Source organism: Bradyrhizobium sp. LTSP857 (genome assembly GCF_000938285.1).
Taxonomy (GTDB): Bacteria; Pseudomonadota; Alphaproteobacteria; order Rhizobiales; family Xanthobacteraceae; genus Bradyrhizobium.
In genome coordinates this window covers 119914-143333 of record NZ_JYMS01000035.1, presented here as the reverse complement: position 1 = coordinate 143333, position 23420 = coordinate 119914, and the positions used below count along the sequence as shown (strand labels likewise).

Sequence of the window (23420 nt, the reverse complement as noted above, 5' to 3'; positions counted from 1 at the left end):
GACCCCATGAACAAGCTCGAAAACTCGATCGATTCCGACATCGCGGGCCCTGCACCGCGTCATCACACCACCCAGGTCAAGGTTGGCAACGTCGCCGTGGGCGGCGGTGCGCCGATCGTGGTGCAGTCGATGACCAACACCGACACCGCCGATATCGATGGCACCATCGCCCAGGTCGCAGCGCTCGCGCGCGCCGGTTCCGAGCTGGTCCGCATCACCGTCGACCGCGAGGAGGCGGCAGCCGCCGTTCCGCACATCCGCGACGGCCTGCTCAAGCTCGGTCTCACCACGCCCCTGATCGGCGACTTCCACTATATCGGCCACAAGCTGCTCGCCGCCTATCCGGCCTGCGCTGAAGCGCTGGCCAAGTACCGCATCAATCCCGGCAATGTCGGCTTCAAGGACAAGCGCGACACCCAGTTCGCCGACATCATCGAGATCGCCAACAAGAACAACAAGCCGGTGCGCATCGGCGCCAATTGGGGCTCGCTCGACCAGGAGCTGCTGACCAGGCTGATGGATGAGAACACCGCATCGGCCAATCCGCGCGATGCGCGCGCGGTGATGCGCGAAGCCATGGTGCAGTCGGCGCTGCTCTCGGCAGCGCGCGCCGAAGAGCTCGGCATGCCCAAGGACCGCATCATCCTGTCGGCCAAGGTCTCGGCGGTGCAGGATCTGATCGCGGTCTATGAGGTTCTCGCCAGCCGTTCCGATTACGCCATCCATCTCGGCCTCACCGAGGCCGGCATGGGCACCAAGGGCATCGTGGCGTCGTCTGCCGCGCTCGGCATCCTGCTTCAGCAGGGCATCGGCGACACCATCCGCATCTCGCTGACGCCCGAGCCCGGCGGCGACCGCACCCGCGAGGTGCAGGTCGGCCAGGAGCTGCTTCAGACCATGGGCTTCCGGACCTTCGTGCCGCTGGTTGCGGCCTGTCCCGGTTGCGGCCGCACCACCTCGACCACGTTCCAGGAGCTGGCCCAATCGATCCAGGGTTTCATTCGTGACGAGATGCCGAACTGGAAGACGAAATATCCCGGCGTCGAAGAGCTCAACGTCGCGGTGATGGGCTGCATCGTCAACGGCCCCGGCGAATCCAAGCACGCCAATATCGGCATCTCCTTGCCCGGCACCGGCGAAGCGCCGGCTGCGCCCGTCTTCGTCGACGGCAAGAAGTTCCGCACGCTGCGCGGCCCGACCATCTCTGCCGACTTCAAGGCGCTGGTGATCGACTACATCGACCAACGCTACGGCCAGGGCGCCAAGGTGCCGGTGACCGCGGCGGAGTAGTTTCACTCCGTTGTAGCGCGTAGCCCGGATGGAGCGCAGCGAAATCCGGGGCTCTCGCAAGCTGATGAACTGGTCCCGGATTGCGCTTCGCTCCATCCGGGCTACGATGTCTTCCAATCAAGATGATCGGGAGACACGCCATGAGCTCACTCGCCGGCAAGCAGGGTCCGCGCTACCGCCACACGGCTGAGGACGGCGCGCCTTACGAAACCATTGCGGTCGAAAAGCTCACGCCGATCATCGGTGCTGAGATCTCCGGCGTCGACATCGGCAAGCTCGTCTCCGACGACGCACGCTCCAACCGGCAGATGGACGAGGTCCATCGCGCGCTCGCCGAAAACCTCGTCATCTTCTTCCGCGACCAGCACATCACGCCACAGCAGCATCTCGCCTTTGGCCGCAAGTTCGGCGAGCTGCACTTTCATCCGGCCGCCCCGCATGAGGATGAAGATCCGGCGCTGATGAAGATCTATGCGGATGCGAATTCGCCGCGCGCCAACGGCGAGGGCTGGCATTCTGACGTGTCCTGCGATCTCGAGCCGCCGATGGGGTCGATCCTCTACATCAAGCAGTGCCCACCGCGCGGCGGCGACACGTTGTTCGCCAACATGTACGCGGCCTATGAGGCGCTGTCCGACCGCATGAAGGCCTATCTCGACGGGCTCACTGCGCTGCATGACGGCGAGCCGATCTATCGTGGGCTCTACGCAAACTACGGAGTTGCCGACCGTCCGTCCTATCCGAACGCCGAGCACCCGGCGGTGCGCACGCACCCGGTCACGGGCAAGAAGGCACTCTACGTCAATCGCGGCTTCACCCGTCACATCGACGGCATCCCCCGCGATGAGAGCGACGCGATGCTCGCCTATCTCTACCAGCACGCCGAAAACCCGCTGTTCCAGTGCCGTTTCCGCTGGACCGAGAACGCCATCGCCTTCTGGGACAACCGCTGCGCCCAACACCGCGCGATGTGGGACTACTGGCCGCACACGCGGTCAGGGACGCGCGTGACGGTGAAGGGGGAGCGGCCGGTTTAGGCGCAGCTGTCGTAGGGTGGGCAAAGGCGCGTCAGCGCCGTGCCCACCAACTCCCTATCTCCAGTCGTAGTTGGGTGCTGGGCACGCTTCGCTTTGCCACCCTACGAAACGGTTCTTGCGTTGACGTCCTCCTCCGCCCGCGCCAATCTTCCTAAAAAACAAATCGGGAGGATCTGCCATGCTCCGCGCCGAGGATAACAAGTTCCTGACCGAATCGAGCCAGGGAACAGGCATGGGCGAATTGCTGCGCCGCTTCTGGATCCCGGTCCTTCTTTCTGAAGAACTCCCCGAGGCCGACGGCGAGCCGAAGAAGATCACGGTCCTCGGCGAAGAGCTGCTCGCCTTCCGCGACTCACGCGGCGTGGTCGGTGTCATCGACCAATACTGTCCGCATCGCGGCGCCAATCTCTGGCTTGGGCGCAATGAGGAATGCGGCATCCGCTGCGTCTATCACGGCTGGAAGTTCGATACCGACGGCCGGTGCGTCGACATGCCGACCTCCTATCCCGATCTCAACGCCAAGGATCTCATCCGCATCAAGTCCTATCCGGTGCGCGAATGGGGTGAGATGATCTGGGCCTATATGGGCCCCGCGAATGCGATGCCCGAGCTGCCCGATCTCGAGATGGCGCTGCTGCCGGCCTCGCACCGCTACGTCAGCAAGAAATGGCAGGACTGCAATTGGGTGCAGGCGCTGGAGGGCTCGATCGACACCGCGCATTTCACCTTCGCGCATCTCTCCTTCGATAAGGAGGAGAACGAGATTCTGGATATCAAGAAGCACTTCGTGAATCCGCTCGTGCGGATGTCGAGCGACCACATGCGCTGGATCGCAGAGGATCCGCGCCCGGTGATCAAGATCGCCGCGCACGAGGTGGGGCTGACGATCGCCGGCGGCCGGCTCACCGGCAGCGACAACATCTACTGGCGCATCGCGCAGTTCCTGATGCCATTCCACGCTTACGCGCCGAGCGCGATGCCCGGCGAGAACATTTTTGGCCAGACCTTCGTGCCGGTGACCGACACCAATTGCTGGATCTACACCTATGCTTGGAATCCAGAGCGGCCGCTGACGCAAGGAGAGCGCGACGCCTATGACCGCGGCAACGGTGTGATCTCGGAGGTCGATGACAATTACGTGCCGCTGCGTCACAAGGGCAACGACTATCTGATCGACCGCAAGCTCCAGAGGACCAAAAGCTACACCGGTATCAAGGGCGTCTCCGAGCAGGACGCCGCGGTGCAGGACAGCCAGGGTCCGATCGCCGACCGCACCCGCGAGCATCTCGGTCCGACTGATCTCGGCATCATGCATTTCCGGAAAGTGGTGATGGATCTGGCGCGCGCGCTTCAGCACGGCGAGCCGCCGCCGCAGGCCGCGCATCAGGATCGCTACGCCGTGCGCTCCGGCGCCTGCGTCACCAGCAAGACCAAGGACCTGCCCGCGGTGATGCTGGAGCGTTTCGGCGACGTCGCGGGCTTTGTCGGCCGTCCCCGGATTGCAGCGGCGGAGTAGCGCTTGTCACTGGCGCGAGGCATTGTCGCAGCGATTGTGGTGTCGCTGGTCGCATCATCGCCCGCGCCGGTCGACGCGAGGCGCACCGCACCGGCGCGCAAGGTCGCTAAAACCAGACAAAAGACAGAGGTCCCGGAAAAATGCGAGCCGCGCAAATTCCGGATCGTGCTCGACGTCGGGCACACCTCCGAATCGCAGGGTGCGACGAGCGCGCGCAACGATGTAGAATTCGGCTTCAACCTGCACTTAGCGAAACTCATCGGCGAGAGATTGAAGTCGGCCGGCTTTGCCGCGACCCGCGTGCTCGTGACCGAGGGCAAGGCGAGGGCAAGCCTGCTCAAGCGCGTCGGCACCGCCAATGCTGCGCATGCGGATTTCTTCCTGTCGATTCACCACGATTCCGTGCCGGACAAGATGCTCGAGGCATGGGAATTCGAGGGCGCCAAGAGCTTCTTCAGCGACCGCTTTGGCGGCCATTCGCTGTTCGTGTCGGAGCGCAATCCGAGGTTCGGCGCAAGCCTCGCCTTCGCGCGGCTGCTGGGCAAGGAACTGAAGGAGCGCGGCCTGCAATATGCCAGCCAATACACCCTGCCGCTGATGGGCCGCTACCGGCACGAATTGCTCGACAAGGATGTCGGCGTCTATCGCTATGACGGGCTCGTGGTGCTGTCGCAAACCAATAGCGCCGCAGTGCTGCTCGAGGCCGGCTCCATCATCAACCGCGATGAGGAGATGGCGATGAACTCGCCGGAGCGACAGGAGTTGATTGCGACGGCCGTGACGGTGGCGATGCAGGAGTTTTGCGAGAGGCGGTAAGAGATAGTGGCGCTAAGCTACAACGGCGCCCCTCGATACTCCCTGTTCGCCAAACTCGCTTCCTCCAGATCCAGATCGCGCTCGATCCGGCGCCGCGTCTCGTCCGTGATCTGGCCGTCGCGCAAGAGGTCATGGATGAATTTGCGCTCGGCTCCGATCAGCTCGCGGGTCAAAGCGGTGCCGGCCGCGGAAACGTCGTGGTGGTTTGGGTCGAGCGAGTCCGGAAGCTGGTTGGCGCGGATCTCGTGACGTGCGCGCAGCAGTTTCACCACCCCCTCGGATACTTCCTTCTCGTCGGTCAAGGTATCGAGTGATTTCAATGCGGCGTCGAGCGCCTGGCGCCGTGCCGAGATCTCAGCCTCGTGTTCGGCGACATGTTCGTTGCGGCCGGCTTCCGCGATGCCGAGCCAGCGCACCACCGGCGGCAGCGTGAGGCCGATGCCGACCAGCGTGATGAAGATGACGCCGAAGGCGACGAACAAGATCAGGTCGCGAAATGGAAAGGCCTCGCCGCTCGGCAGCGTGAACGGCAGCGCCAGCGCGGCCGCGAGCGACACGGCGCCGCGCACGCCGGTGAACGCGAGCGTGAACGGCCATTGCCATGGCGGCGACGGATCGCGCGTGCGCAGTGACTTGCTGAGGATCCGCGGCAGGTAGATCGCGGGATAGAGCCAGGCGAAGCGCGCGATGACGATGACCACCATCACGATGGCGGTCGCGATCATGATGTCGTCGAGCGGAAACGCCTTCGACTTCTCGTAAAGCGCCCGCATCTGGAAGCCGGTGAGCAGGAACAAGAGGCCCTCGATCAGGTAGATGATGAGGTCCCAGAAGAAGATGCCTTGCAGCCGCGTCGACGCGGAGATCCACAGCGGCCCGTTCCAGCTCACATAGAGGCCGCAGGCTACGGTGGCGATCACGCCGGAGCCGCCGAAATGCTCGGGCAGCCAATAGGAGACGTAAGGCGTGATCAGCGACAGCGTAAGCTCGACCTGCGGATCGTGAGCCCATTTGCGGGCGCGCAAGGAGAGCCAGCCGACGCCGATGCCGAAGGCGATCTCGCCGGCGACGATGAGAGAAAATTCGCCGGCCGCCTTCGGCAGCGAGAACTGGCCGACCATGATTGCGGCAAGCGCAAAGCGGTACAGGATCAGCGCGGTGGCGTCATTGGCGAGCCCTTCGCCTTCGAGTATGACCAGGATTCGGCGCGGCAGGTTCAGTCGGCGTGCGATCGCGAGTGGCGCTACCACGTCGGGCGGCGCGACGATGGCCCCGAGCAGGAAGCCGATGGTCCAGGGCAGCTCGATCAAATAATGTGTGGCCGCCGCCACCAGTGCCGCGGTGAAGATCACGGCGCCGACCGCTAGCAGCACGATCGGGCGCAGATTGTTCCTGAACTCGCGCCAGCTCATGGCGACGCTCGCCGAGTAGATCAGCGGCGGCAGCACCATCAGCAGCACCAGTTCCGGCGGCAGTTCCACCGGCGGCATGCCCGGCACGAAGGCGAGGCCGATTCCGGCCAGCATCAGGAGAATGGCCGGCGCGACATTGAAGCGGCGCGCGACCACCGCCGTGCCCGCCAGCACCGCGAGCAGGATGAGAAAGGTCTGAAATTTCGCTTCGATCATGGCCTGTCTTCGCCCGGAAGCGGGCGACAGGTCAATGTGGCGTGGTCAGGCGAGCCGCTCAGTCACCATGCGCCCGATGCGCGCGAACACGGCCTCGATCTGTGCAGCGGTTGGCGTGCCGCCCTGGGTATAGGCCGCGATCAGGATCGGCCTGTCAGGCTTGGGCCAGACGATCGCGATATCACCCGATGCATCCTTGCCGTTATTGCCGGTCTTGTCGCCGATCTTCCAGTCTGCGGGCAGGCCGCCGCGCAGCCGGTTGGCGCCGGTCTTGCAGTTCACCATCCAGTCGGTGAGCTGCGTGCGCGATGCTTGCGACAATGCCTCGCCCGTCACCAGCCGCCGCAGATTGTTCGCCATCGCGGCCGGTGTCGTGGTGTCGTGGGGATCGCCGGGCGGCGAGCGGTTGAGTTCGGGCTCATTGTGGTCGAGCCGCGAAGTGGCATCGCCGAGGGATCGCCAGAACGCGGTGAGGGCGGCGGGGCCGCCGATCCGCGCCAGCAGCAAATTGGCGCAGGTGTTGTCGCTGAGCTCGATGATTGCCTTGCACATCTCAGCGACCGACATCGCGCCGGTCGCGAGATTTTGCTTCGCGATCGGCGCATAGTCGAGCAGATCGGCCTGGCCGTAAGGGATCGTGGCGGCAAGCTGCTCCTCGCCGCGATCGACCCGCGCCAGCACGCAGGCCGCCAGCGAGGCCTTGAATGTCGAGCACATGACGAAGCGCTCGTCGGCGCGCCAAATGAGCTTGGCGCCGGTCGCGAGGTTCTCTGCATAGACCCCGATCCGCCCGCCGCTCTCGCGTTCGTAGGATTCGAGTTCTGGCGGCGCATCCGCGGCGAGCGCGGGAGAAGCGGCCATCCAGCACAGCGAGGCGAGCAGGGAACGGCGATCGAGCAGCATGGGAACCTTTGAGCGGGACGGAAGGTGGGGAAGGATGCAACGTACGCGCGATCCGCGCCGTCATTGCGAACGTAGCGAGGCAATCCAGTCTGCCTCCGAGGAGAGATTCTGGATTGCTTCGCTACGCTTGCAATGACGGAGAATGGGAGACGAGTGTGCCCGATTTCAGGCAGTGAAAGCCTCACTCCCTCAGGTCATACCGATACGATTTCGACACGATCTGCCAGCCATCGGCGAGCTTCATTGCGACCAGATAGTCTGTGAAGAAGCGCGGCGGCAGCTGGCACTTGACCTTGATGAAGGCGGTCTTGTCATCCGAGCGATCGATGGTGACGATGAAATCCTCGCGCGGCTTGCCCTCGGCCTTGGCGGAGGCGCGCTTGCGCACGCGGTCGAGCCAGTCGGGCACGGTGAGCACCTGCAATTCGCCCTTCTCGACCCAGCGCAAATCGGCGGAGGGATGGAAGATGGCGCCGAGCTTTTCGGCGTCGCCCTCGTAAAGCCCGTCAAAATAGGATTGCACGACGGCTTCGACGCTCGAACGATTCTGGCTCATGGGTCATCCCTTTGAATGATGGTTTGGCGCGAACTTAGTCGTACACATCAAATTGCGCTATGGGTCTCCAAGCCTTTTGCGCGAGGACGCCGACATGACCGGATCAGAAAATTCGAACGCTCGTATCCTTGCCGGCGAATGCTATTGCCGTGCCGTCCGTTACGAGGTGGCGGACGCGTTTTCCTATGCGATGAACTGCCACTGCTCGAACTGCCGCCGCACCACCGGCTCCGCCTTCAAGCCGTTCGCCGGGATCGAGCACAGCAAGCTCCGCATCGTCAGAGGCGAGGACCAGCGCATCATTTTCGGGGACGACGCCACGCACGACGCCCATTGTGCCCGCTGCGGCTCGCTGCTCTATTCCCGGGTCCGCGAAGGAAAATGGGTCCATGTCGCCATGGGAACCCTGGTCGACGCCCCCTCGATCCGGCCGGGCGCCCATATTTTCGTCGGCTCCAAGGCCCCTTGGCACGAGATTACGGACAATCTGCCGCAGTATCGGGGGCACATCGGGAATGGCTAGGGGAAACCCCGGCCCGCGCGCATTTGCCAGCGAACCGCCAACGCACTGGCGCGACTAACGAAAGGGGTTCCTCGGCATGCGGCCGGCGCTGCTTCGTGACCTCCATCACAAGCGCAGGCGGCAGATCTTGCTAAGGCTATCCCGAGGGTATGAACTGCCCCGAACATTTGGATGTCGTGTCATGCGCAATTTATTCAGACTTTGCCCGCTTCTCCTCGCAGTCGTGCTGTTGTTCGGTGCGGACCCCGCCTTTGCCGGAAAGCGCGTCGCGTTGGTGCTCGCCAATTCCGCCTATCTGAACGCGCCTCAGCTCACCAACCCCGTCAACGACGGCGCGGTGATGGCAAAGACGCTGAAGGATGCCGGCTTTGATGTCGTCGATTCCCGCCACGATCTGACCGCGCTCGATACGCGACGCGTGCTGCGCGAGTTCGCGGATTCAACCCGTGATGCCGACATCGCTGTCGTCTATTACGCCGGCCACGGCATCGAAGTCGAAGGCTCCAACTATTTGATCCCGGTCGATGCGAAGCTCGAGCGCGACACCGATGTCTATGACGAGGCGCTCTCGCTCGATCGCGTCCTGGTCGCAGTCGAGCCTGCGAAGCAGCTTCGCCTGGTGATCCTCGACGCCTGTCGTGACAATCCTTTCGGCAGGACCATGAAGCGCACGCTTGCCTCGCGTGGCATCGGCCGTGGTCTGGCCCAGGTCGAGCCGGCCAGCTCCAACACGTTGATTGCCTATTCGGCCAAGGCCGGCTTTACCGCGCAGGACGGCGACGGCGCCAACAGCCCGTTCACGATCGCGCTGTCGAAGCATCTGACGACGCCGGGCCTCGACGTCCGCCGCGCCTTCGGCTTCGTGCGCGATGACGTGCTCAAGTCGACCGGCAACAGGCAGGAGCCGTTCGTTTATGGCTCGCTTGGCGGTGAAGACGTGCCGCTGGTGCCCGTCAAGGTGACGGCTGCGACGGCGGCAGCGCCCGCGCAAAATCCGCAGGCCGACATGCGCCGTGACTACGAGCTCGCGCTCCAGGTCGGCAACAGGCCGGCGTGGGAAGCCTTCCTGGCCCAGCATCCGGACGGCTTCTATGCGAACCTCGCCAAGCTCCAGCTCGACAAGATCCAGGCCGAGCAGGCGCACGTTGCGGCGATCGAGAAGGCGAAGCAGGCCGATGCCGAACGCGACCGTCTCGCCGCGCTTGGTGCGCAGAAGGACACGCAAGCCAAGGCCGACGCCAATGCGAAAGCAGCCGAGCAGGCGCAGCTTGTCGCGCAGAAGGCCAAAGAGCAGGCGCAGCAGCAGGCCGCTGCTGCCGAGCAGCAGCGCGTCAACCTCGCCGCCACGGCACCGAGCGCCGCGCCGGCCAGCACGGCGAGCCCCGCCGGCACCAATGTCGCCTCGCTGACGCCCGCGACGCAGCCTGCCGATCTCAGCCGCTCGGTGCAGACCGAGCTCGGCCGCGTCGGCTGCTTCTCCGGGCAGGCCGACGGCAACTGGAACAGTTCAGCGCAGCGGTCGCTGTCGCAGTTCAACCGCTATGCCGGCACCAAGCTCGACGTAAAGGTGGCAAGCAGCGACGCACTCGATACCGTCAAGTCAAAACCGTCGCGCGTCTGCCCGCTGGTTTGCGAGCATGGCTTCAAGGCCGACGGCGACAAGTGCTCCAAGATTGTCTGCGACGAAGGCTACGCACTCGACGACGACAACGACTGCGTGAAGAAGCGTGCCGCAAAGCCTACGCCTTCGAAGCCCACGACCTCGCGGCGTGACGACAGTGACGATCGTCCGGCCCGGCAGCGTCCGCAGATGGGCGCGGCGGGTGGTTATGGTGCCGGCATGGGCGGCGCCGCGGCCGGCATTGCCGCCGGCGCGGGCCGCGCCTCGGGCGGCGGGCAGATGTACTGCAACAATACCGGCTGCCGTGCGGTCAACCGCGGCTGCCATCTCGAATATCGCGGCGGTGGCGGCCCCGGCAACGATGCCAATGCCGAGGTGTGTTACTAAAGGACACGGTGTCGTCCCGGCGCAGGCCGGGACCCATAACCACAGGGAGTGGTTTGGCGAAGGCTGGAAGTTATCCATCGTAGCGCGGTACTGTCACCGAACTATCAAAGATAGATCACGCGGTATGGGTCCCGGCCTTCGCCGGGACGACATTAAGTGGCAATCGCGCTCGCCGCGATGTTCACGGTCAACGCCAGTAGCGCCGTGTTGTAAATGAACGAGATGATGCCGTGCGCGGTGGCGGTGCGGCGGATGGTCTTGTCGGTGATGCCGACGTCGGAGACCTGCGCGGTCATCCCGATCACGAACGAGAAATAGACGAAGTCCCAATAGTCGCAGTGGTCTTCCTTGTCGCCGCTCGGGAACTGCAACCCGCCCGGCGGGTGGCGGTAATAATCATGGGCGTAATGCAGCGCGAAAGTCGTGTGCACGGTGGCCCAGGACAGCACGATGGTGGTGATGGCGATCGTCAGTTCCGCCGCACCACGATGGGCGCCAAGCTCGGAGACGATCGCGGCGATGCTGGCAAACGCACCGATCGCCGTCACCAGCAGAATCACGAAACGGCCGTCGTCCTGCATCGCGGCGCTACGGCGGATGTGCTGATGGTCGTTGTTCAGCATCATGCTGTAGACCAGCACGAGATAGACCGCGATCAGCGCGTCCCAGCCGAACAGCAGCCGCGTCACCAGCCGGTGCGAACCTGGCAGCAGCAGGCAGACCAGGATGCCGGCCGCGAGCGAGATGAATGTCCGCGGCCGCGCGTAGAGCACGCGCATCGGCCGCGACATCTTGCGGAAGCGGACGAGGACGGGATCGTCTTTGTCGATGCCCGTCATCGCACCGTCAGTTCTTGCGTTCGGCGACGAAGCGCGCGGCAGCTTGCAGCACGGCGGCGCGATCGCCGAAGATCGACACCGCGCTGTCGGCCCGCGCCAAGAGATCGCGCACGCGCTGCTTGGCGCCTTCGATGCCGAGCTGAGTGACGAAAGTGGTCTTGCCCATCGCCGCGTCCTGGCCCGAGGGCTTGCCGAGCGCTTCCGCATCGCCCTCGACATCGAGCAGATCGTCGGCGATCTGGAAGGCCTCGCCGAGCGCGCGGCCGTAATCGTCGAGCGCCTGATATTCCTTGGCAGTCGCCTGGCCGAGGATCGCGCCGGCGATGCAGCCATATCGCAGCAGCGCGCCGGTCTTCATCTGCTGGAGGCGCGCGACGTCCACGGGCTCGCGGTCGCCGAAGCGGCCTTCTCCGGCGAGATCGAGCATCTGGCCGCCGACCATGCCGCCGATGCCGGCGCAACGCGCCAATGCGCGCGTCAGCAGCAGCCGCACGTTGGCGTCGCGATGGATCTCGTCGCGGGTAATGATGTCGAAGGCCAGCGTCAGCAGGCCGTCGCCGGCGAGGATCGCGGTGGCATCATCGGTCTTCTTGTGCAGGGTGGGGCGGCCGCGGCGCAGGTCCGAATTGTCCATCGCCGGCAGGTCGTCATGGATCAGCGAATAGCAGTGGATGCATTCGAGCGCGGCGCCCGCAAGCAATGCCGCCTCGCGGGGCACGCCGAACACGGCCGCGCTCTCGACCACCAGGAACGGCCGCAGGCGCTTGCCGCCGTTCAGGCTCGAATAGCGCATTGCGTCCATCAGCCGCTTGGGCCGCGCGATCTCATCGGGCAGAATGTCGTCCGCCAGGAGGCGCCCGAGCAGGGCTTCGGTGTCATCAGCGGTCTTGTCCAGACGTTTGGCGAAATCGGACGGGGACGTGCCGGTCATCAAGAAAGGCTCCAGAACTAAAATTCGGCGGGACAATCCTTTATGCGCCCGCCCCAGTCAATCGTTTGGAAGGCCTAAAAAGCGCTGGAAAAGGCCCGAATTATCACAGACTTAATGGGTGGGCCCGTGGCCGCGTTTCAGTTTGCGCCGGAAAGGTCGATTTGCGCATCGTCAAAATCCTGCTGGTGATGCTCGCGGTCGCAGCTCTCGCGCCGTATGTGATCGCGCCGTTCTACCGCACCGGCCATCCCGTTTCGACGCTGATGGCCTGGCGCAGCTTGCGCGGCGCGCCGATGCAGCGGGAATGGATCGATCTCGCGGCGATGTCGCCCTCATTGCCGCGCGCGGTGGTGGCGGCCGAGGACGCCCATTTCTGCAAGCATCACGGCATCGACTGGGGCGCGCTACGCGAGGCGATCGACGACGCCAAGGAGGACGGCACGCCGTTCCGCGGCGCCTCCACCATCACCCAGCAGGTGGCCAAGAACCTGTTCCTCTGGCAGGGGCGGGATTTCGTCCGCAAGGCGTTGGAATTTCCGCTGGCGCTGTGGGTCGATTTCGTCCTGCCCAAGCACCGGATCCTGGAAATTTACCTCAACATCGCCGAGCTCGGCCCGCAGGGCCAGTTTGGGGTGGAGGCGGGCAGCGCCTATGCCTTCGGCAAATCGGCGGCAAACCTCTCCCCTCGGGAGGCGGCACTTCTGGCCTCGATCCTGCCGAATCCGGTCAAACGGAGCGCCAGGGCCCCCGGGCCGGGCGTCCGGCGCCTGGCCGGGACCTATGTGGCCAGGGCGCAGGCCTCTTCGCTTTCGACCTGCTGGCCGGAAAATCGCGGATTTTGAGCCCTTTTCGGGCTTATTTTCCGGTCCAAAACCCTAGCTTTGCGGCCAGCCTTCCTCTATAAGCCCGGCCTTGATCGGCATTTCGCTCGCCCCGTTTGGGTGCTGAGCCGTCCTGCGGACGATGCCCGGACAACACCAATCCCTAGAGGATATTGAAATGGCCGTTCCGAGAAGAAAAACCTCGCCGTCGCGTCGTGGCATGCGCCGCTCGGCAGACGCCATCAAGAAGCCGACCTATGTCGAGGACAAGGACTCCGGTGAACTCCGTCGTCCGCACCATCTCGACCTCAAGACCGGCATGTACAAGGGCCGTCAGGTCCTGAAGAAGAAAGAGTCCTGAGTCAGGACCTTTCCTCAGGCAGGTTTATCCTCAATCAGGATGACGTGACCTGCCTGATTTCAGCCAATCCATGAGATATGACGGTGACGGCGGCGGAGCGAATGCTTCGCCGTCGCATTGTCCTGCCCGGACATCTTGATCGAGAAGGCACATTGCCGATGGTCGGTTTCCCGCTGCTTCTGATTCCGCTCGCGGTCTACAACATCATCGCCTTCCTGATGCCCAGCGTGTCCTTCTCGGACGTGCTCTTCAAGGTGCCGATGATCACCGGCGAGACCTGGCCGGTGACGCTTGCCGACCTCCTGCTCGCGCTCGGTGTGGTGCTGCTGCTGCTCGAAGTGGTCAAGGGCGCGCGGCCCGGCGCGAAATTCCTGATGGATCACTTGCTGTCGCTGATCCTGTTCGGTGCAGCCGCGGCCGAATTCGTGATCTGGCCCAAATTCGGCAACTCCACCTATTTCCTGCTGGTGCTGCTCGCGATGGCTGATTTCCTCGGCGGCATCGCCCAACGCGCGCGCCGTCGCATCGCTTACGTCGCCGCCGAGACTGTGCCGGTGCCGCGCAAGGCCAAGCGCCAAGTCGAGACGCCGGCGGATGAACTTGCGTCCGAGCCCAAATTCGAGCCGGTGCCCACGCCGCCAGCCGCACCGGCGGCCCCGCCAGCACCCACGGCGCAATCAGTTGCCGAATCCGTGCTGATGGATCACCCCGCGCCGAAGCCGGTGCAGGGCGTGTCTTCGCCGGAAATACCCTCGCCACATTTGCAGCCGGGCAACGGCACGCCGTCCTCGCCTGACGCACCGCGCTGATCGGCTTTACGCCACCTGCCGGGTGCGCGCGGTGACGGTGGGAAGCGGGCGCTTGCCGCCATAGGCCATCTGCGCATCTTCGGAAGAACCGCGGCGCAGCCGGCTTGTCTGGGGCAGGTGCTCGGCGTTGGCGATCAGCTGGGTGACGAAGCTCGGATCGGGGCGCGGCAGGGGGATCACCTTGTGAACCCATTCCAGCGTCGGGGTCAGCGGCACCACTGCGGTGCCCATCATCCGCTCCGCCTCGTCCGATCGATTAATCGTCACCATCGTAACACCGTCAGGCCGGTCAACTGTCGCGTTTCGGGACGAAGCGCGCTGTGCCTGTGATGGTCTCGCAAGGCCTATGCCGGCGGAGCCTATCTGGTTCCAAGGTGCCCTTGGAACGTGGTTTCCAAATTGTTTATGAACTTTGCCTAGGGTCGGGGACGAATCTGGCCGTATTCTGTGCCGGCTCAGGACTCCCCGCTGTCCCGAAACGAGGCGATTTTGACCCCCGCATTGCCGCAAGCCTCCGAAATCCTGGCCGCCCTCGGCCAGGCTGTTTTCGTCTGGGATATCGCCAGCGACGCCATCGTCTGGGGCGAACAGGCCGGGGCGGTCTTCCCGGGCATCCCCACTGAGCGGCTTGCGACCGGTGCGGAGTTCGCCAAGCTGATCGAGCCTGCGCAGACGCTGCGGACCGCCGCGCTGGCGCAGACCTCCGCCGTGCACGGCGCCGACGGCACGCCCTACCGGGTCGAGTACGGCGTCCGCGTGAGCGCCTCCGATCCCGTGGTCTGGGTCGAGGAGACCGGCCGCTGGTTCGCCGGCGCCGACGGCCGCCCGGTGCGCGCGATCGGCTCCGTCCGCATCAACAATGAGCGCCACGCCCGCGACGAGGAGCTGTCCAAGCTCGCCCGGCTCGATCCCCTGACAGGCGAGCTCAACCGCTCCCATCTGATCGCGGCCCTGGCCGAAGCGATCGAGGAGACGACCCGCTTCCGCTCGACCGCGGCCTTCATGCTGGTCGGCATCGATCATCTCGCGCGCGTCAATGACGCCTTTGGCTTCGATGTCGCGGATGCCGTGATCCTCGATGTTGCCCAACGCATCCGCGCGCGACTGCGCGGCGGCGACGTGCTGGGGCGCTTCTCCGGCAACAAGTTCGGCCTGATCCTGAAGAACTGCACCGTCGACGACATGAATATCGCGGCCGAGCGCTTCCTCGCCGGCATCCGCGACGAGGTGGTGCCGACCAAATCCGGCCCGGTCTCTATCACTGCCTCGATCGGCGCCGTCAGCCTGCCGCGCTATGCCCGCAGCACCGATGAGGCGATCAACCGCGCCCATGAGACGTTGGATGCCGCCAAGCGGCGCCGCGCCGGCTCGTTCGCTGCGTGGCGCCCGGATGCTGCGCGCGATGCGCAGCGCCGCGTCAACATCCGCGTGACCGACGAGATCGTCACCGCGCTGAACGAGCGCCGCATCAAGCTCGCCTATGAACCGGTGGTGTCAGCCGCCTCGCGCGAGGGCGCGTTCCACGAATGCCTGGTGCGGATGGACCAGGGCAATGGCCAGGTGCTGCTTGCGCCCGACATCGTGCCCGTGGCCGAACGGCTCGGCCTCATTCGCCTGGTCGATCACCGCGTGCTCGAGCTAGTGGTCGCCGAGCTCGCGGCTGCGCCCGACATTCGCCTCAGCCTCAACATCTCGCCGGACACGACGATGGATCCGGACTGGTGGGCGGGAATTGAATCGCTGATGCTGGCCCATCCCGGCGTCGCCGAGCGGCTGATCGTGGAGATCACCGAGACGGTCGCCATCCAGGACATCGATGACGTCCGCGGCTTCGTCACGCGGCTGAAGAATTTCGGCAGCCGCATCGCCATCGACGATTTCGGCGCCGGCTACACCTCGTTCCGCAATTTGCGCAAGCTCGGCGTGGACATTGTGAAGATCGACGGCGCCTTCGTGCAGAACATCACCCATTCCGCCGACGACCGCGCCTTCGTGCACACCCTGATCGACCTCGCCCGCCGCCTCGACATCAAGACCGTCGCCGAGTGGGTGCAGGACGAGGAAGCAGCCAGCATGCTGCGCGACTGGGGTTGCGACTACATCCAGGGCAGGTTGATAGGGCTCGCGTCAGCCGACCGGCCGTGGAGCGCGCCGCCGGACAGCGCGCTGCCCGCGGCGGGATAGGGCTTCGCCATCACCCGGGTTGAGGTCAGCCGCGTCTCCACGAATTTCTCCTTTGAAATCAATACCCCTTCTACTGTGCATGGGGTTGTTTTCGCCGAAATTCACGAGGGGGGAGGAAGAAGCTCACGCCACCCGCCGGACGGTGTTGAGCCGCTCGATCGCGTGCACGACCTCCGCCGCCGGGCACGGTCTGCCGAAATAATAGCCCTGCACCGCGGTGCAGCCGCATTCGCGTACGAAGTCGAGCTGCTCGATCGTCTCGACGCCCTCCGCCGTGGTTTCGACGCCGAGCACTGCGCCGAGGCTTGCGATGGTGCGGACGATGGCGATGCTTTCCGGGCTTTCGCCGAGCGTGCCGACAAAGGAGCGATCGATCTTGATGCGATCGAACGGAAATTTGCGCAGATAGCTCAGCGAGGAATAGCCGACGCCGAAATCGTCGAGGCTGACGCGTACGCCCAGCGCGCGAAGCTGATGCAGGATCTCGATCGTCGCCTCGCTGTCGTCGAGCAGTGCGGTCTCTGTGACCTCGAGCTCGAGCCGTTGCGGCGGCAGGCCGGCCTCGGCGAGCGCGCTCGTGACCATCGCCACCAGCCCGCGGGAGCGGAACTGCACCGGCGACAGGTTGACCGCGATCGTAAGGTTCGGCCAGGACGCCGCCGTCGCGCACGCCGTACGCAGCACCCATTCGCCGATCGGAACGATCAACCCGGTCTCCTCGGCGATCGGAATGAATTCGGCCGGCGAGACCAGACCGCGCGATGGATGCTTCCAGCGCAATAGCGCTTCGAAGCCGGTGAGCTCGGTTGCGTCGAGCCGCACTTGCGGTTGGAACACCAGATGGAATTCGTTGGCTCCCAGCGCGCTGCGCAGATCATGCTCCAGCGCGTGCCGGCTGCGCGCCTGCTCCTCCATCTCGGGCTCGAACAGCTGATAGGCGCCGCGCCCCTTGGCCTTGGCCTGGTACAGCGCGAGATCGGCGCATTTCATCAGCTCGTCCGCATCGAGCCCGTGATCGGGCGCGATCGCGATGCCGATGGAGACGCCGATATGGATCGACTGGCTTTCCAGCGGCGGCGGCCGGCCGATGATCTCGACCAGGCGGCGCGCGAGCTTTTCGGCCGATTGCGGCTGCGGACCGCGCTGGAGCACGGCGAACTCGTCGCCGCCGAGACGCGCGACGGTGTCGTGCTCGCCGACATTCTCCTTCAGCCGCGCTGCGACCCAGCGCAGCAGCCGGTCGCCGGCGGCGTGTCCGAGCCGGTCGTTGACGGTCTTGAAATTGTCGAGGTCGAAGCACAGCACGGCCATGGCGCCGCCGGCGATCGCAACCTGGTTCAGCCCGTCGCCCATCTTCTCGCGAAACAGCGTGCGGTTGGGCAGGTCGGTGAGCGAATCGTGCTGTGCCATATGGGCGACGCGGGCCTGGGCCTTGTGGCGCTCGGTGACGTCCTCATAGGTGACGACCCAGCCGCCATGCTCCATCCGCTTGTGATTGAGCTTGATGATGCGGCCGTCGCTCAAATGGCGGTGCAGCGTGTGCTCGCCCTCGCGCAGCCGTTCGACATAGTCGGCATAGAGCTTGGCCGCGGTCGTGTTCGGATGGATGCCGAGGTCGCAGCTATGCTCCATGATCTCGCGCATCGAGACACCCGGCTTTACCACTTCGGGCGACAGGCCATACATCTCGATGTAGCGGCGGTTGCAGACGATCACGTGCAGGCTCGAATCGAGCATGCACAGGCCCTGACTCATGTTGTTCAGCGCCGCGTCGAAGCGCCGATATTGCTCGCTCAGCTCCTCGACCGCGCGCTCGCGTTCGGTGATGTCCTCGTAGGTGGCGACGAAGCCGCCATCGGGCAGCGCGCAGTAGCGCACCGAAATCACGGTGTTGTTCGACATGCTTCGCCGCATTGGCGAGGAGTCTCGGCTGGCGATCTGGGCGCGGGCGGCCTCGAGGATCTGCCGCGGGCTGTATTCCGAAGCGAAGGCGCCGTTCACCATCGATCGTTCGATCAGCTCGGCAAGATGCGTGCCGGGCTTACTCTCCTCCGGCGACAGCCGGTAGATCGTGCGATACGTGGTGTTGCAGATGCGAAGGCGCATGTCGCTGTCGTAGAAGGCGAGCCCGTGCGCCATGTTCTCCAGCGCGGCATCGAGAATGACGTTCTGCTGCTTCAACGTCTCCTCATATTGGAGCCGCTCGGTGACATCCTCATGCACCGTCACCCAACCGCCATCGGGCATGAATCGGGAGATGGCCTGTATTTTTCGCCCGTCGTAACGCGTCACTTGAACGGTTTTCGGCGTCCTGGTGCGGACATCGTTGATCCGGGCATCGTGGAATTCTTCCCCCGGCATGTCCGATCGATTGCCGCGCGAGAGCCAGTGGTCGATCGCCGTGCTGTGCGTGATGCCCGGTTTCACGATTTCGGGGTCGAGGTCGTAGAGGTGCAGGAAGCGCTCGTTGCAGACCACGACGCGGCTGTCGGCGTCATACATGATGAGGCCGTGCGACATGTTGGCGAGCGCGTGCTGGCTGCGTTCGGTCTGGACGCGCAGTTCCGCCTCGAGCCGGGCGAGGCGGCTGACATCGTCGCAGACCGTCATCCAGCCGCCGTCGGGAAGCGGCTTCAGCTCGAGCGTGATGACAATGCCGCTTGCGAGCGTCTGCCGGGTGCGGAATGGCTTGCCGGCGGCGATCAATGCGATCCGGGAAGTGTAGAGCGCGTCAACCTCACCTGCCGGGATGTTGCCAAGCACCACGCTGTGGCCGAGCACGTCGCGGTAGCGCGCTCCGATCCTGACGATGTCGGCCGACATTTCGAACAGCTCGATATACCGACGATTGACCAGCACGATCCGGTTGTCGGCGTCGTAGACACAGACGCCCTGTTCCATGCCGTCGAGCGCGAGCTGGCTCAGCGCGACCAGGGCTTGCGGACCCTGCTCGCGGCGTGCACCAGGCTCGTTGTCGTCGGTCGACATCATGGGATCAGCGGGTCTCGGTGGGCAATACGCTTAACGCAACCTATTTCGGACCCCGAAGGTAGCGAAGAGGCGGGAAAATTCCCTTAAGCGCCGTAGTTTACGGAGGGTGACTGCTGATGGAGAGAGTGCGTGCAACGGCCGCCGGGCCACACGTAGGACCGTAGCCCGGATGAGCGAAGCGATATCCGGGACAGCTGCTCCCGCATGTCGCTGCGCTCATGCGGGCTACAAGCCGATTCGATTGAAGACGGAGCCGATTTCCTACGGCCCGTACAGCACGAGCTCGGTGTCCGTCAGGTCGGCGAGCCGTGGGCGATGCGGGCCCTTGAAATATTTGCGGCCGCGGCGCTCGGTATAAATACCGACGAGGCCGGGGATCGGCTCGTTGGAATCGACAATGACAGAGATCTTGCCGAGCCGCAGCAGCAGCCGGCCGATGCGACCGGCGCAGGCGGCGTATTCGGCGGCGCTGCGGCAATAGATCAGCTGCATCGCCGGCGGTGCGATGAAACCGCGGCGGATGCGGACCGGTTGCAGGATGAAGGGGAAGGCGCCCTTCGGCGTACGGCAGACCAGGCTCAGGCAATTGTAGCGCGCATGCCGGGTCAGCAGTTCGGTCTCGGCTTCGGAAAGGCCTTCGATCTGCTTGGTATGCTGCGAGATGACTTCGATCTTGCTCCAGCGAGGCGCGCGCGACAGCGCCGGCACCGAAAAGAACAGGCCGCGGCAATAGGCGCGAAAGCCCTGCGTCTCGATGATCGGCCAGGTCCATACCGCCGGGCTGATGTTGAGATAGGTCACGTGCTTGTGCCGCTGCGCGATCTTGGTCAGCAGCGGGGCGTAGTTGCGGTAGGCCGGCTCGACATACCAGCTCGAAAGGTTGCAGTGGATGGCGATCTCCTCGCCGTCCTTCCGCGTGGTGTAGATCAGCAGCAGCACGCCGACCGGCGTGCCGTCATCGTCGAGCATGTAGCCGAAGCGCGGATAGCCTTCCGGTACCGGCCGGAAGGCCTGCCGGCGCAGGCCCTGGATCCAATAGTTGCGCGAGCGGCCGACGAAGCCACGCGTCAGCAAGTCCGCGATGGCATCGACATCGGACTCGGTAATCTCGCGGCATCGGACCTTGGTATGGATCACGCTCGTCTTACCCGTGGAAATGGTCGGCCTCTTATCTTAGCGCCAGCCTTCGCCGTGGGCGTCAGCCGGAGCTAGCGGCTGCATACCCAGCAGGTCCCGCACCTTGGCGGGCCAGGCGGAGAGATCGGTGCCGTGCGTGTGGAACATCGCGACCGCAAGCCGGTCCATGCCGAAGGCGACGCAGCCGGTGTGGGCCGGTTCGCCATTGGCGTCCTGGATGCCCCAGGTCGTGCCGAAATGTTCGCGATGATAGTTGAAGCTCATGCAGGCGGTCGGCTGCTCTTCCGAACGCAGCGGGATCAGCAGCTCGAACTTGAGCTGCTGCTGCTTCTGGCTCACCGCCTTCATCTGGCCGACGCGGCCGAAGAAGGGGTCGCTGGCATAGTCGACGCGGAAGGTCAGGCCGAGATCGGTCGCGATCGCCTGCGCGCGCACCATCCAGCGCTCGCGGAAATCCGCGACGTCGTCGGCGGTGCCGATGCAGACATATTCGCGCATCCGGAACGATTGCAGCCGGTCGAGATGCTTTGACGGCTCGCGGCGGAAGCAGTCGGCGGCGACGTCGAAGCGCAGGCCACCCTTCGGCAGCTGCCCGCGGCTCGCCGCGATCGGGTAGACGGGATAGCAGGCGGCCGGCGACAGCACGAGATCGGCCGGCGACAGCGAACTGGTCCAGTCGCCGCCAGCGTCGAAACGGCTCACCGCGGCGTTGATCTCGCGCTCGGTGCCGTGCAGGCCGCAGACGCAGCCGAGCAGGTTCGGAAAGCTCTTGAGATAGCCGGATTTCTCCAACTGGGCGCGGCTCATCACCGGCGGGAAGCGCATCACCTCGGTGCCGGCTTCGCGATTGCTGGTGATCAGCGCGGCGAGCCGCTCGACGACGCCCTCATAAAGTGCGGTGCGGGCATAGACGCCGTCCGAGCCCATAGGATGAAACAGCGCGTCGGCGAGATGATCGAGCGGATCGGCGGCCTGCGGCGCGGTGTCAGGCGAGTTGGGGAGAACAGCAATGTTCATGTTCGACTTCCTGCTATCTGAAATTATTCTTATTGGTCGAAGGCACGTCAGTCGCAAAGGCTTGTTGGTCGCGAAGACTTGTCAGTCTCGAAGGCTTGCCGGAATGCCGCTCATCAACGTCGATGTCGCGGCGTTGGCCAGAATGCGGTCGTTGTTGATCATGATCGGCGATGACAGTACGTCGCGGAGGTGGCGGCCCATGGTGAATTCGCCATCGTTGCGGTAACCGGCGAGGCCGGTGGTGCGCATCGCATGCATCACGGTCTCGACCGCGAGCTCGGAGGCTTGCACCTTCAACAGCGTGATCGAGGACTGGAAGTCGAGCGAGCCCAGCGCACGCTCGTCATGTTCGGCGCGGGCGAAGGCGTCGAGATTGGCTGATATCAGGGCGCGCAGCTTTGCCAGCGACATTTTTGCGGCGGTGAAGTGCGCCGCGGCCGGCGGCATTTGCCCGCCGGAGCTGCGGGCCGCCTTGCGGACGAAGGCCTGCGCGCGCGTTACGGCGGCGGCGGCGATGCCGGCCCAGGCCGAGGACCAGCACAGATGCGCGAACGGCGTCATGGTCTGGGCGTGGATCTTGTCGTAGGACTCCGGAAAGACGCGGTCGGCGGGGCAATCGACCCTGAGCTCGAAACCGGTCGAGCAGGTGCCGCGCATGCCAAGCGTTTCCCAACCTAGCGTCCGCTTCAGCGAATAATCATCCTTGGCGAGCGCCAGCAGCACCTGGTCCGAGGCGGTGGCATCGGTGGCGCGGCGGGCGATGGTGACGAGGCCGTCGGCCTCGGCGCCGTAGGAGATCACGGTGGCGTCGCGCACCAGCGAAACGGTATCGCCGGCGTTGTCGACGGCCGCGGCACTGGCGCGGATGTTGCCGCCGTTCTGGCCTTCGGTGGTGGAGGATGCGAGCAGCCATTGGTCGCGGGCGACCCGGCGCATCATGGTTTCCATCCAGGGGATGCCATGGCCGTGGCGGATCACGCAGGCGACCTTGGTCGTATGCATCGCGTAGATCATCGCCGTGGAGGCGCAGGCGCGGCCGAGCGTATAGCAGATGTCGGTGACGTCGTGGATCGAGGCGCCGAGGCCGCCGAACTCGACCGGGATCATGACCCCGAGCAGTTTTTGCTCACGCGCGGTGTCGAAAGCCTTGTGGGGGAAGCGGGCGTCGCGATCGACACCCTCGGCGTCGATTGCCGCCACCGTGGCGGTGTGAGCTGCGCGCTCGATCAAAGAGGGGCCCTGCTCGAGGAGACTTGTCTGCGTTTCGTCGACAGTAAGAACCGCTTCACGCACGTTCATGCTCGTCCGCCTCCGCTTTGCCGTTCAGGATCGCCGGCATCATTCGCGATGCCGTCCAGCAATCCACCGTCGATCTTGCTTGTGAGATGAGGCTACGGATTTAATTCAAATTCGTCGATGAAATAGAGGGTAAACGAACCCCAATTCCAAACGAACAGTTAAGGCCCGGTTGTTTGCTTCGCCGAAACCCCGCCTATCGCGTTAGCGATTTGGAAGAGGTCTGGATTTTAATCAATCTGAGTCATCGTTTACTAAGAAACGCGATGTAATGGTCGCGCCCATTGCGGGACCGGCCATCCCTGCCCATCGTAGCTGGCAATCCGGTCCGACCTAAGACGACATATGGGAATTTGCCGATGCAGGCTTTCGATACCGAATTGCGCAATCGCATCATCAAGCTGGTGAAGGGCATCCTCGAACAGAACTCACTGTCCGCCGATCTCACGCCGCAGGCCAAGCTCGTCGATGTCGGCCTGACCTCGATGGACATGGTCAATTTGATGCTGGGCGTCGAGGCCGAGTTCGACTTCACCATCCCGCAATCGGAGATCACGCCGGAGAATTTCCAGTCGGTCGAAACGCTGGAGCGGATGGTCACGATGCAGTTGCAGCCGGCGACGGCTGCTTAACCAACTTTATCGGCGTCGTCCCGGCGAAGGCCGGGACCCATACCGCGGAATCCATCGATCGCGGGTAGTTGTCGTCCCGAACGACCACTCTTAGCCAAACTACTCCCTGGGGCTATGGATCCCGG

21 protein-coding genes are annotated in these 23420 nt (G+C 64.5%); 11 read left to right on the top strand and 10 right to left on the bottom strand.

Translation table 11 applies throughout. The features are described 5' to 3' along the window. The first annotated feature begins 6 nt into the window (after positions 1-6). From ispG to UP06_RS22945, 4 genes are all read left to right on the top strand, one after another. The gene (gene ispG / locus UP06_RS22960; protein WP_045005932.1) at positions 7-1290 is read left to right on the top strand and encodes a flavodoxin-dependent (E)-4-hydroxy-3-methylbut-2-enyl-diphosphate synthase; all 1284 of its coding nucleotides are present in this window, start codon (positions 7-9) and stop codon (positions 1288-1290) included. A 140-nt stretch (positions 1291-1430) separates the two neighbouring features. Further along, on the top strand, positions 1431-2327 hold the full coding sequence (locus UP06_RS22955; RefSeq protein ID WP_045005931.1) for a TauD/TfdA dioxygenase family protein: 897 nt from the start codon (positions 1431-1433) through the stop codon (positions 2325-2327). Between the two features lie 178 nt (positions 2328-2505). After that, entirely contained in the window at positions 2506-3843 is a 1338-nt protein-coding gene (locus UP06_RS22950) for a Rieske 2Fe-2S domain-containing protein (RefSeq protein ID WP_045005930.1), read from the top strand. Positions 3844-3846: 3 nt separating this feature from the next. Next, positions 3847-4659: an N-acetylmuramoyl-L-alanine amidase gene (locus UP06_RS22945; RefSeq protein ID WP_045005929.1), complete on the top strand. Its 813-nt coding sequence runs from the start codon at positions 3847-3849 to the stop codon at positions 4657-4659. Between the two features lie 17 nt (positions 4660-4676). Here the strand turns inward: UP06_RS22945 and UP06_RS22940 are convergent, their stop codons facing one another. The 3 genes from UP06_RS22940 to UP06_RS22930 form a co-directional block, all read right to left on the bottom strand. Further along, positions 4677-6284 (bottom strand): Na+/H+ antiporter, encoded by a 1608-nt coding sequence (locus UP06_RS22940; RefSeq protein ID WP_045006026.1) that lies wholly within the window; start codon positions 6282-6284, stop codon positions 4677-4679. A gap of 48 nt (positions 6285-6332) precedes the next feature. Further along, entirely contained in the window at positions 6333-7190 is an 858-nt protein-coding gene (bla, locus tag UP06_RS22935) for a class A beta-lactamase (RefSeq protein ID WP_045005928.1), read from the bottom strand. A 181-nt stretch (positions 7191-7371) separates the two neighbouring features. Further along, on the bottom strand, positions 7372-7746 hold the full coding sequence (locus UP06_RS22930) for a nuclear transport factor 2 family protein (protein WP_045005927.1): 375 nt from the start codon (positions 7744-7746) through the stop codon (positions 7372-7374). A gap of 94 nt (positions 7747-7840) precedes the next feature. On the opposite strand from UP06_RS22930, the gene UP06_RS22925 reads away from it, so the two are divergent. Together UP06_RS22925 and UP06_RS22920 are read left to right on the top strand one after the other, a co-directional pair. Further along, positions 7841-8269, top strand: coding sequence for a GFA family protein (locus tag UP06_RS22925; protein ID WP_045006025.1), 429 nt, complete (start codon positions 7841-7843; stop codon positions 8267-8269). A gap of 181 nt (positions 8270-8450) precedes the next feature. Further along, positions 8451-10277, top strand: coding sequence for a caspase family protein (locus UP06_RS22920; RefSeq protein WP_045005926.1), 1827 nt, complete (start codon positions 8451-8453; stop codon positions 10275-10277). Between the two features lie 152 nt (positions 10278-10429). On the opposite strand, the gene UP06_RS22915 is transcribed toward UP06_RS22920, so the two are convergent. Both UP06_RS22915 and UP06_RS22910 read right to left on the bottom strand, forming a co-directional pair. Further along, positions 10430-11116, bottom strand: a complete 687-nt coding sequence (locus UP06_RS22915) for a DUF1345 domain-containing protein (RefSeq protein WP_045005925.1) — start codon at positions 11114-11116, stop codon at positions 10430-10432. A 7-nt stretch (positions 11117-11123) separates the two neighbouring features. Beyond that, entirely contained in the window at positions 11124-12047 is a 924-nt protein-coding gene (locus tag UP06_RS22910; protein WP_045005924.1) for a polyprenyl synthetase family protein, read from the bottom strand. Positions 12048-12208: 161 nt separating this feature from the next. Here UP06_RS22910 and mtgA point away from each other — a divergent pair, with 161 nt between their 5' ends. The 3 genes from mtgA (at position 12209) to UP06_RS22895 (ending at position 14038) form a co-directional block, all read left to right on the top strand. After that, on the top strand, positions 12209-12889 hold the full coding sequence (mtgA, locus tag UP06_RS22905; RefSeq protein WP_045005923.1) for a monofunctional biosynthetic peptidoglycan transglycosylase: 681 nt from the start codon (positions 12209-12211) through the stop codon (positions 12887-12889). A gap of 157 nt (positions 12890-13046) precedes the next feature. After that, positions 13047-13229 carry a 50S ribosomal protein L32 gene (gene rpmF, locus UP06_RS22900; RefSeq protein ID WP_007598106.1) on the top strand — a complete coding sequence of 61 codons (183 nt, stop codon included), beginning with the start codon at positions 13047-13049 and terminating at the stop codon, positions 13227-13229. Positions 13230-13387: 158 nt separating this feature from the next. Continuing rightward, positions 13388-14038 (top strand): hypothetical protein, encoded by a 651-nt coding sequence (locus UP06_RS22895; RefSeq protein ID WP_045005922.1) that lies wholly within the window; start codon positions 13388-13390, stop codon positions 14036-14038. Between the two features lie 6 nt (positions 14039-14044). Here UP06_RS22895 and UP06_RS22890 read toward each other — a convergent pair whose 3' ends face one another. Further along, positions 14045-14308, bottom strand: a complete 264-nt coding sequence (locus tag UP06_RS22890; RefSeq protein WP_045005921.1) for a hypothetical protein — start codon at positions 14306-14308, stop codon at positions 14045-14047. 219 nt (positions 14309-14527) lie between these two features. Between UP06_RS22890 and UP06_RS22885 the strand changes: the two genes are divergently transcribed. Continuing rightward, positions 14528-16222 (top strand): bifunctional diguanylate cyclase/phosphodiesterase, encoded by a 1695-nt coding sequence (locus UP06_RS22885; RefSeq protein ID WP_045005920.1) that lies wholly within the window; start codon positions 14528-14530, stop codon positions 16220-16222. Between the two features lie 123 nt (positions 16223-16345). On the opposite strand, the gene UP06_RS22880 is transcribed toward UP06_RS22885, so the two are convergent. The 4 genes from UP06_RS22880 to UP06_RS22865 form a co-directional block, all read right to left on the bottom strand. Continuing rightward, a complete protein-coding gene (locus tag UP06_RS22880) occupies positions 16346-19213 on the bottom strand; it encodes a PAS-domain containing protein (RefSeq protein ID WP_045005919.1) in 2868 nt (955 codons plus the stop codon). A gap of 261 nt (positions 19214-19474) precedes the next feature. Then, on the bottom strand, positions 19475-20350 hold the full coding sequence (locus UP06_RS22875) for a GNAT family N-acetyltransferase (RefSeq protein WP_045005918.1): 876 nt from the start codon (positions 20348-20350) through the stop codon (positions 19475-19477). A gap of 36 nt (positions 20351-20386) precedes the next feature. Then, positions 20387-21367, bottom strand: a complete 981-nt coding sequence (locus UP06_RS22870) for an amino acid--[acyl-carrier-protein] ligase (protein ID WP_045005917.1) — start codon at positions 21365-21367, stop codon at positions 20387-20389. Positions 21368-21448: 81 nt separating this feature from the next. Beyond that, the gene (locus tag UP06_RS22865) at positions 21449-22666 is read right to left on the bottom strand and encodes an acyl-CoA dehydrogenase family protein (protein ID WP_045005916.1); all 1218 of its coding nucleotides are present in this window, start codon (positions 22664-22666) and stop codon (positions 21449-21451) included. A gap of 356 nt (positions 22667-23022) precedes the next feature. Here UP06_RS22865 and UP06_RS22860 point away from each other — a divergent pair, with 356 nt between their 5' ends. Beyond that, positions 23023-23295: a phosphopantetheine-binding protein gene (locus UP06_RS22860; protein ID WP_045005915.1), complete on the top strand. Its 273-nt coding sequence runs from the start codon at positions 23023-23025 to the stop codon at positions 23293-23295. Positions 23296-23420: the final 125 nt, after the last annotated feature.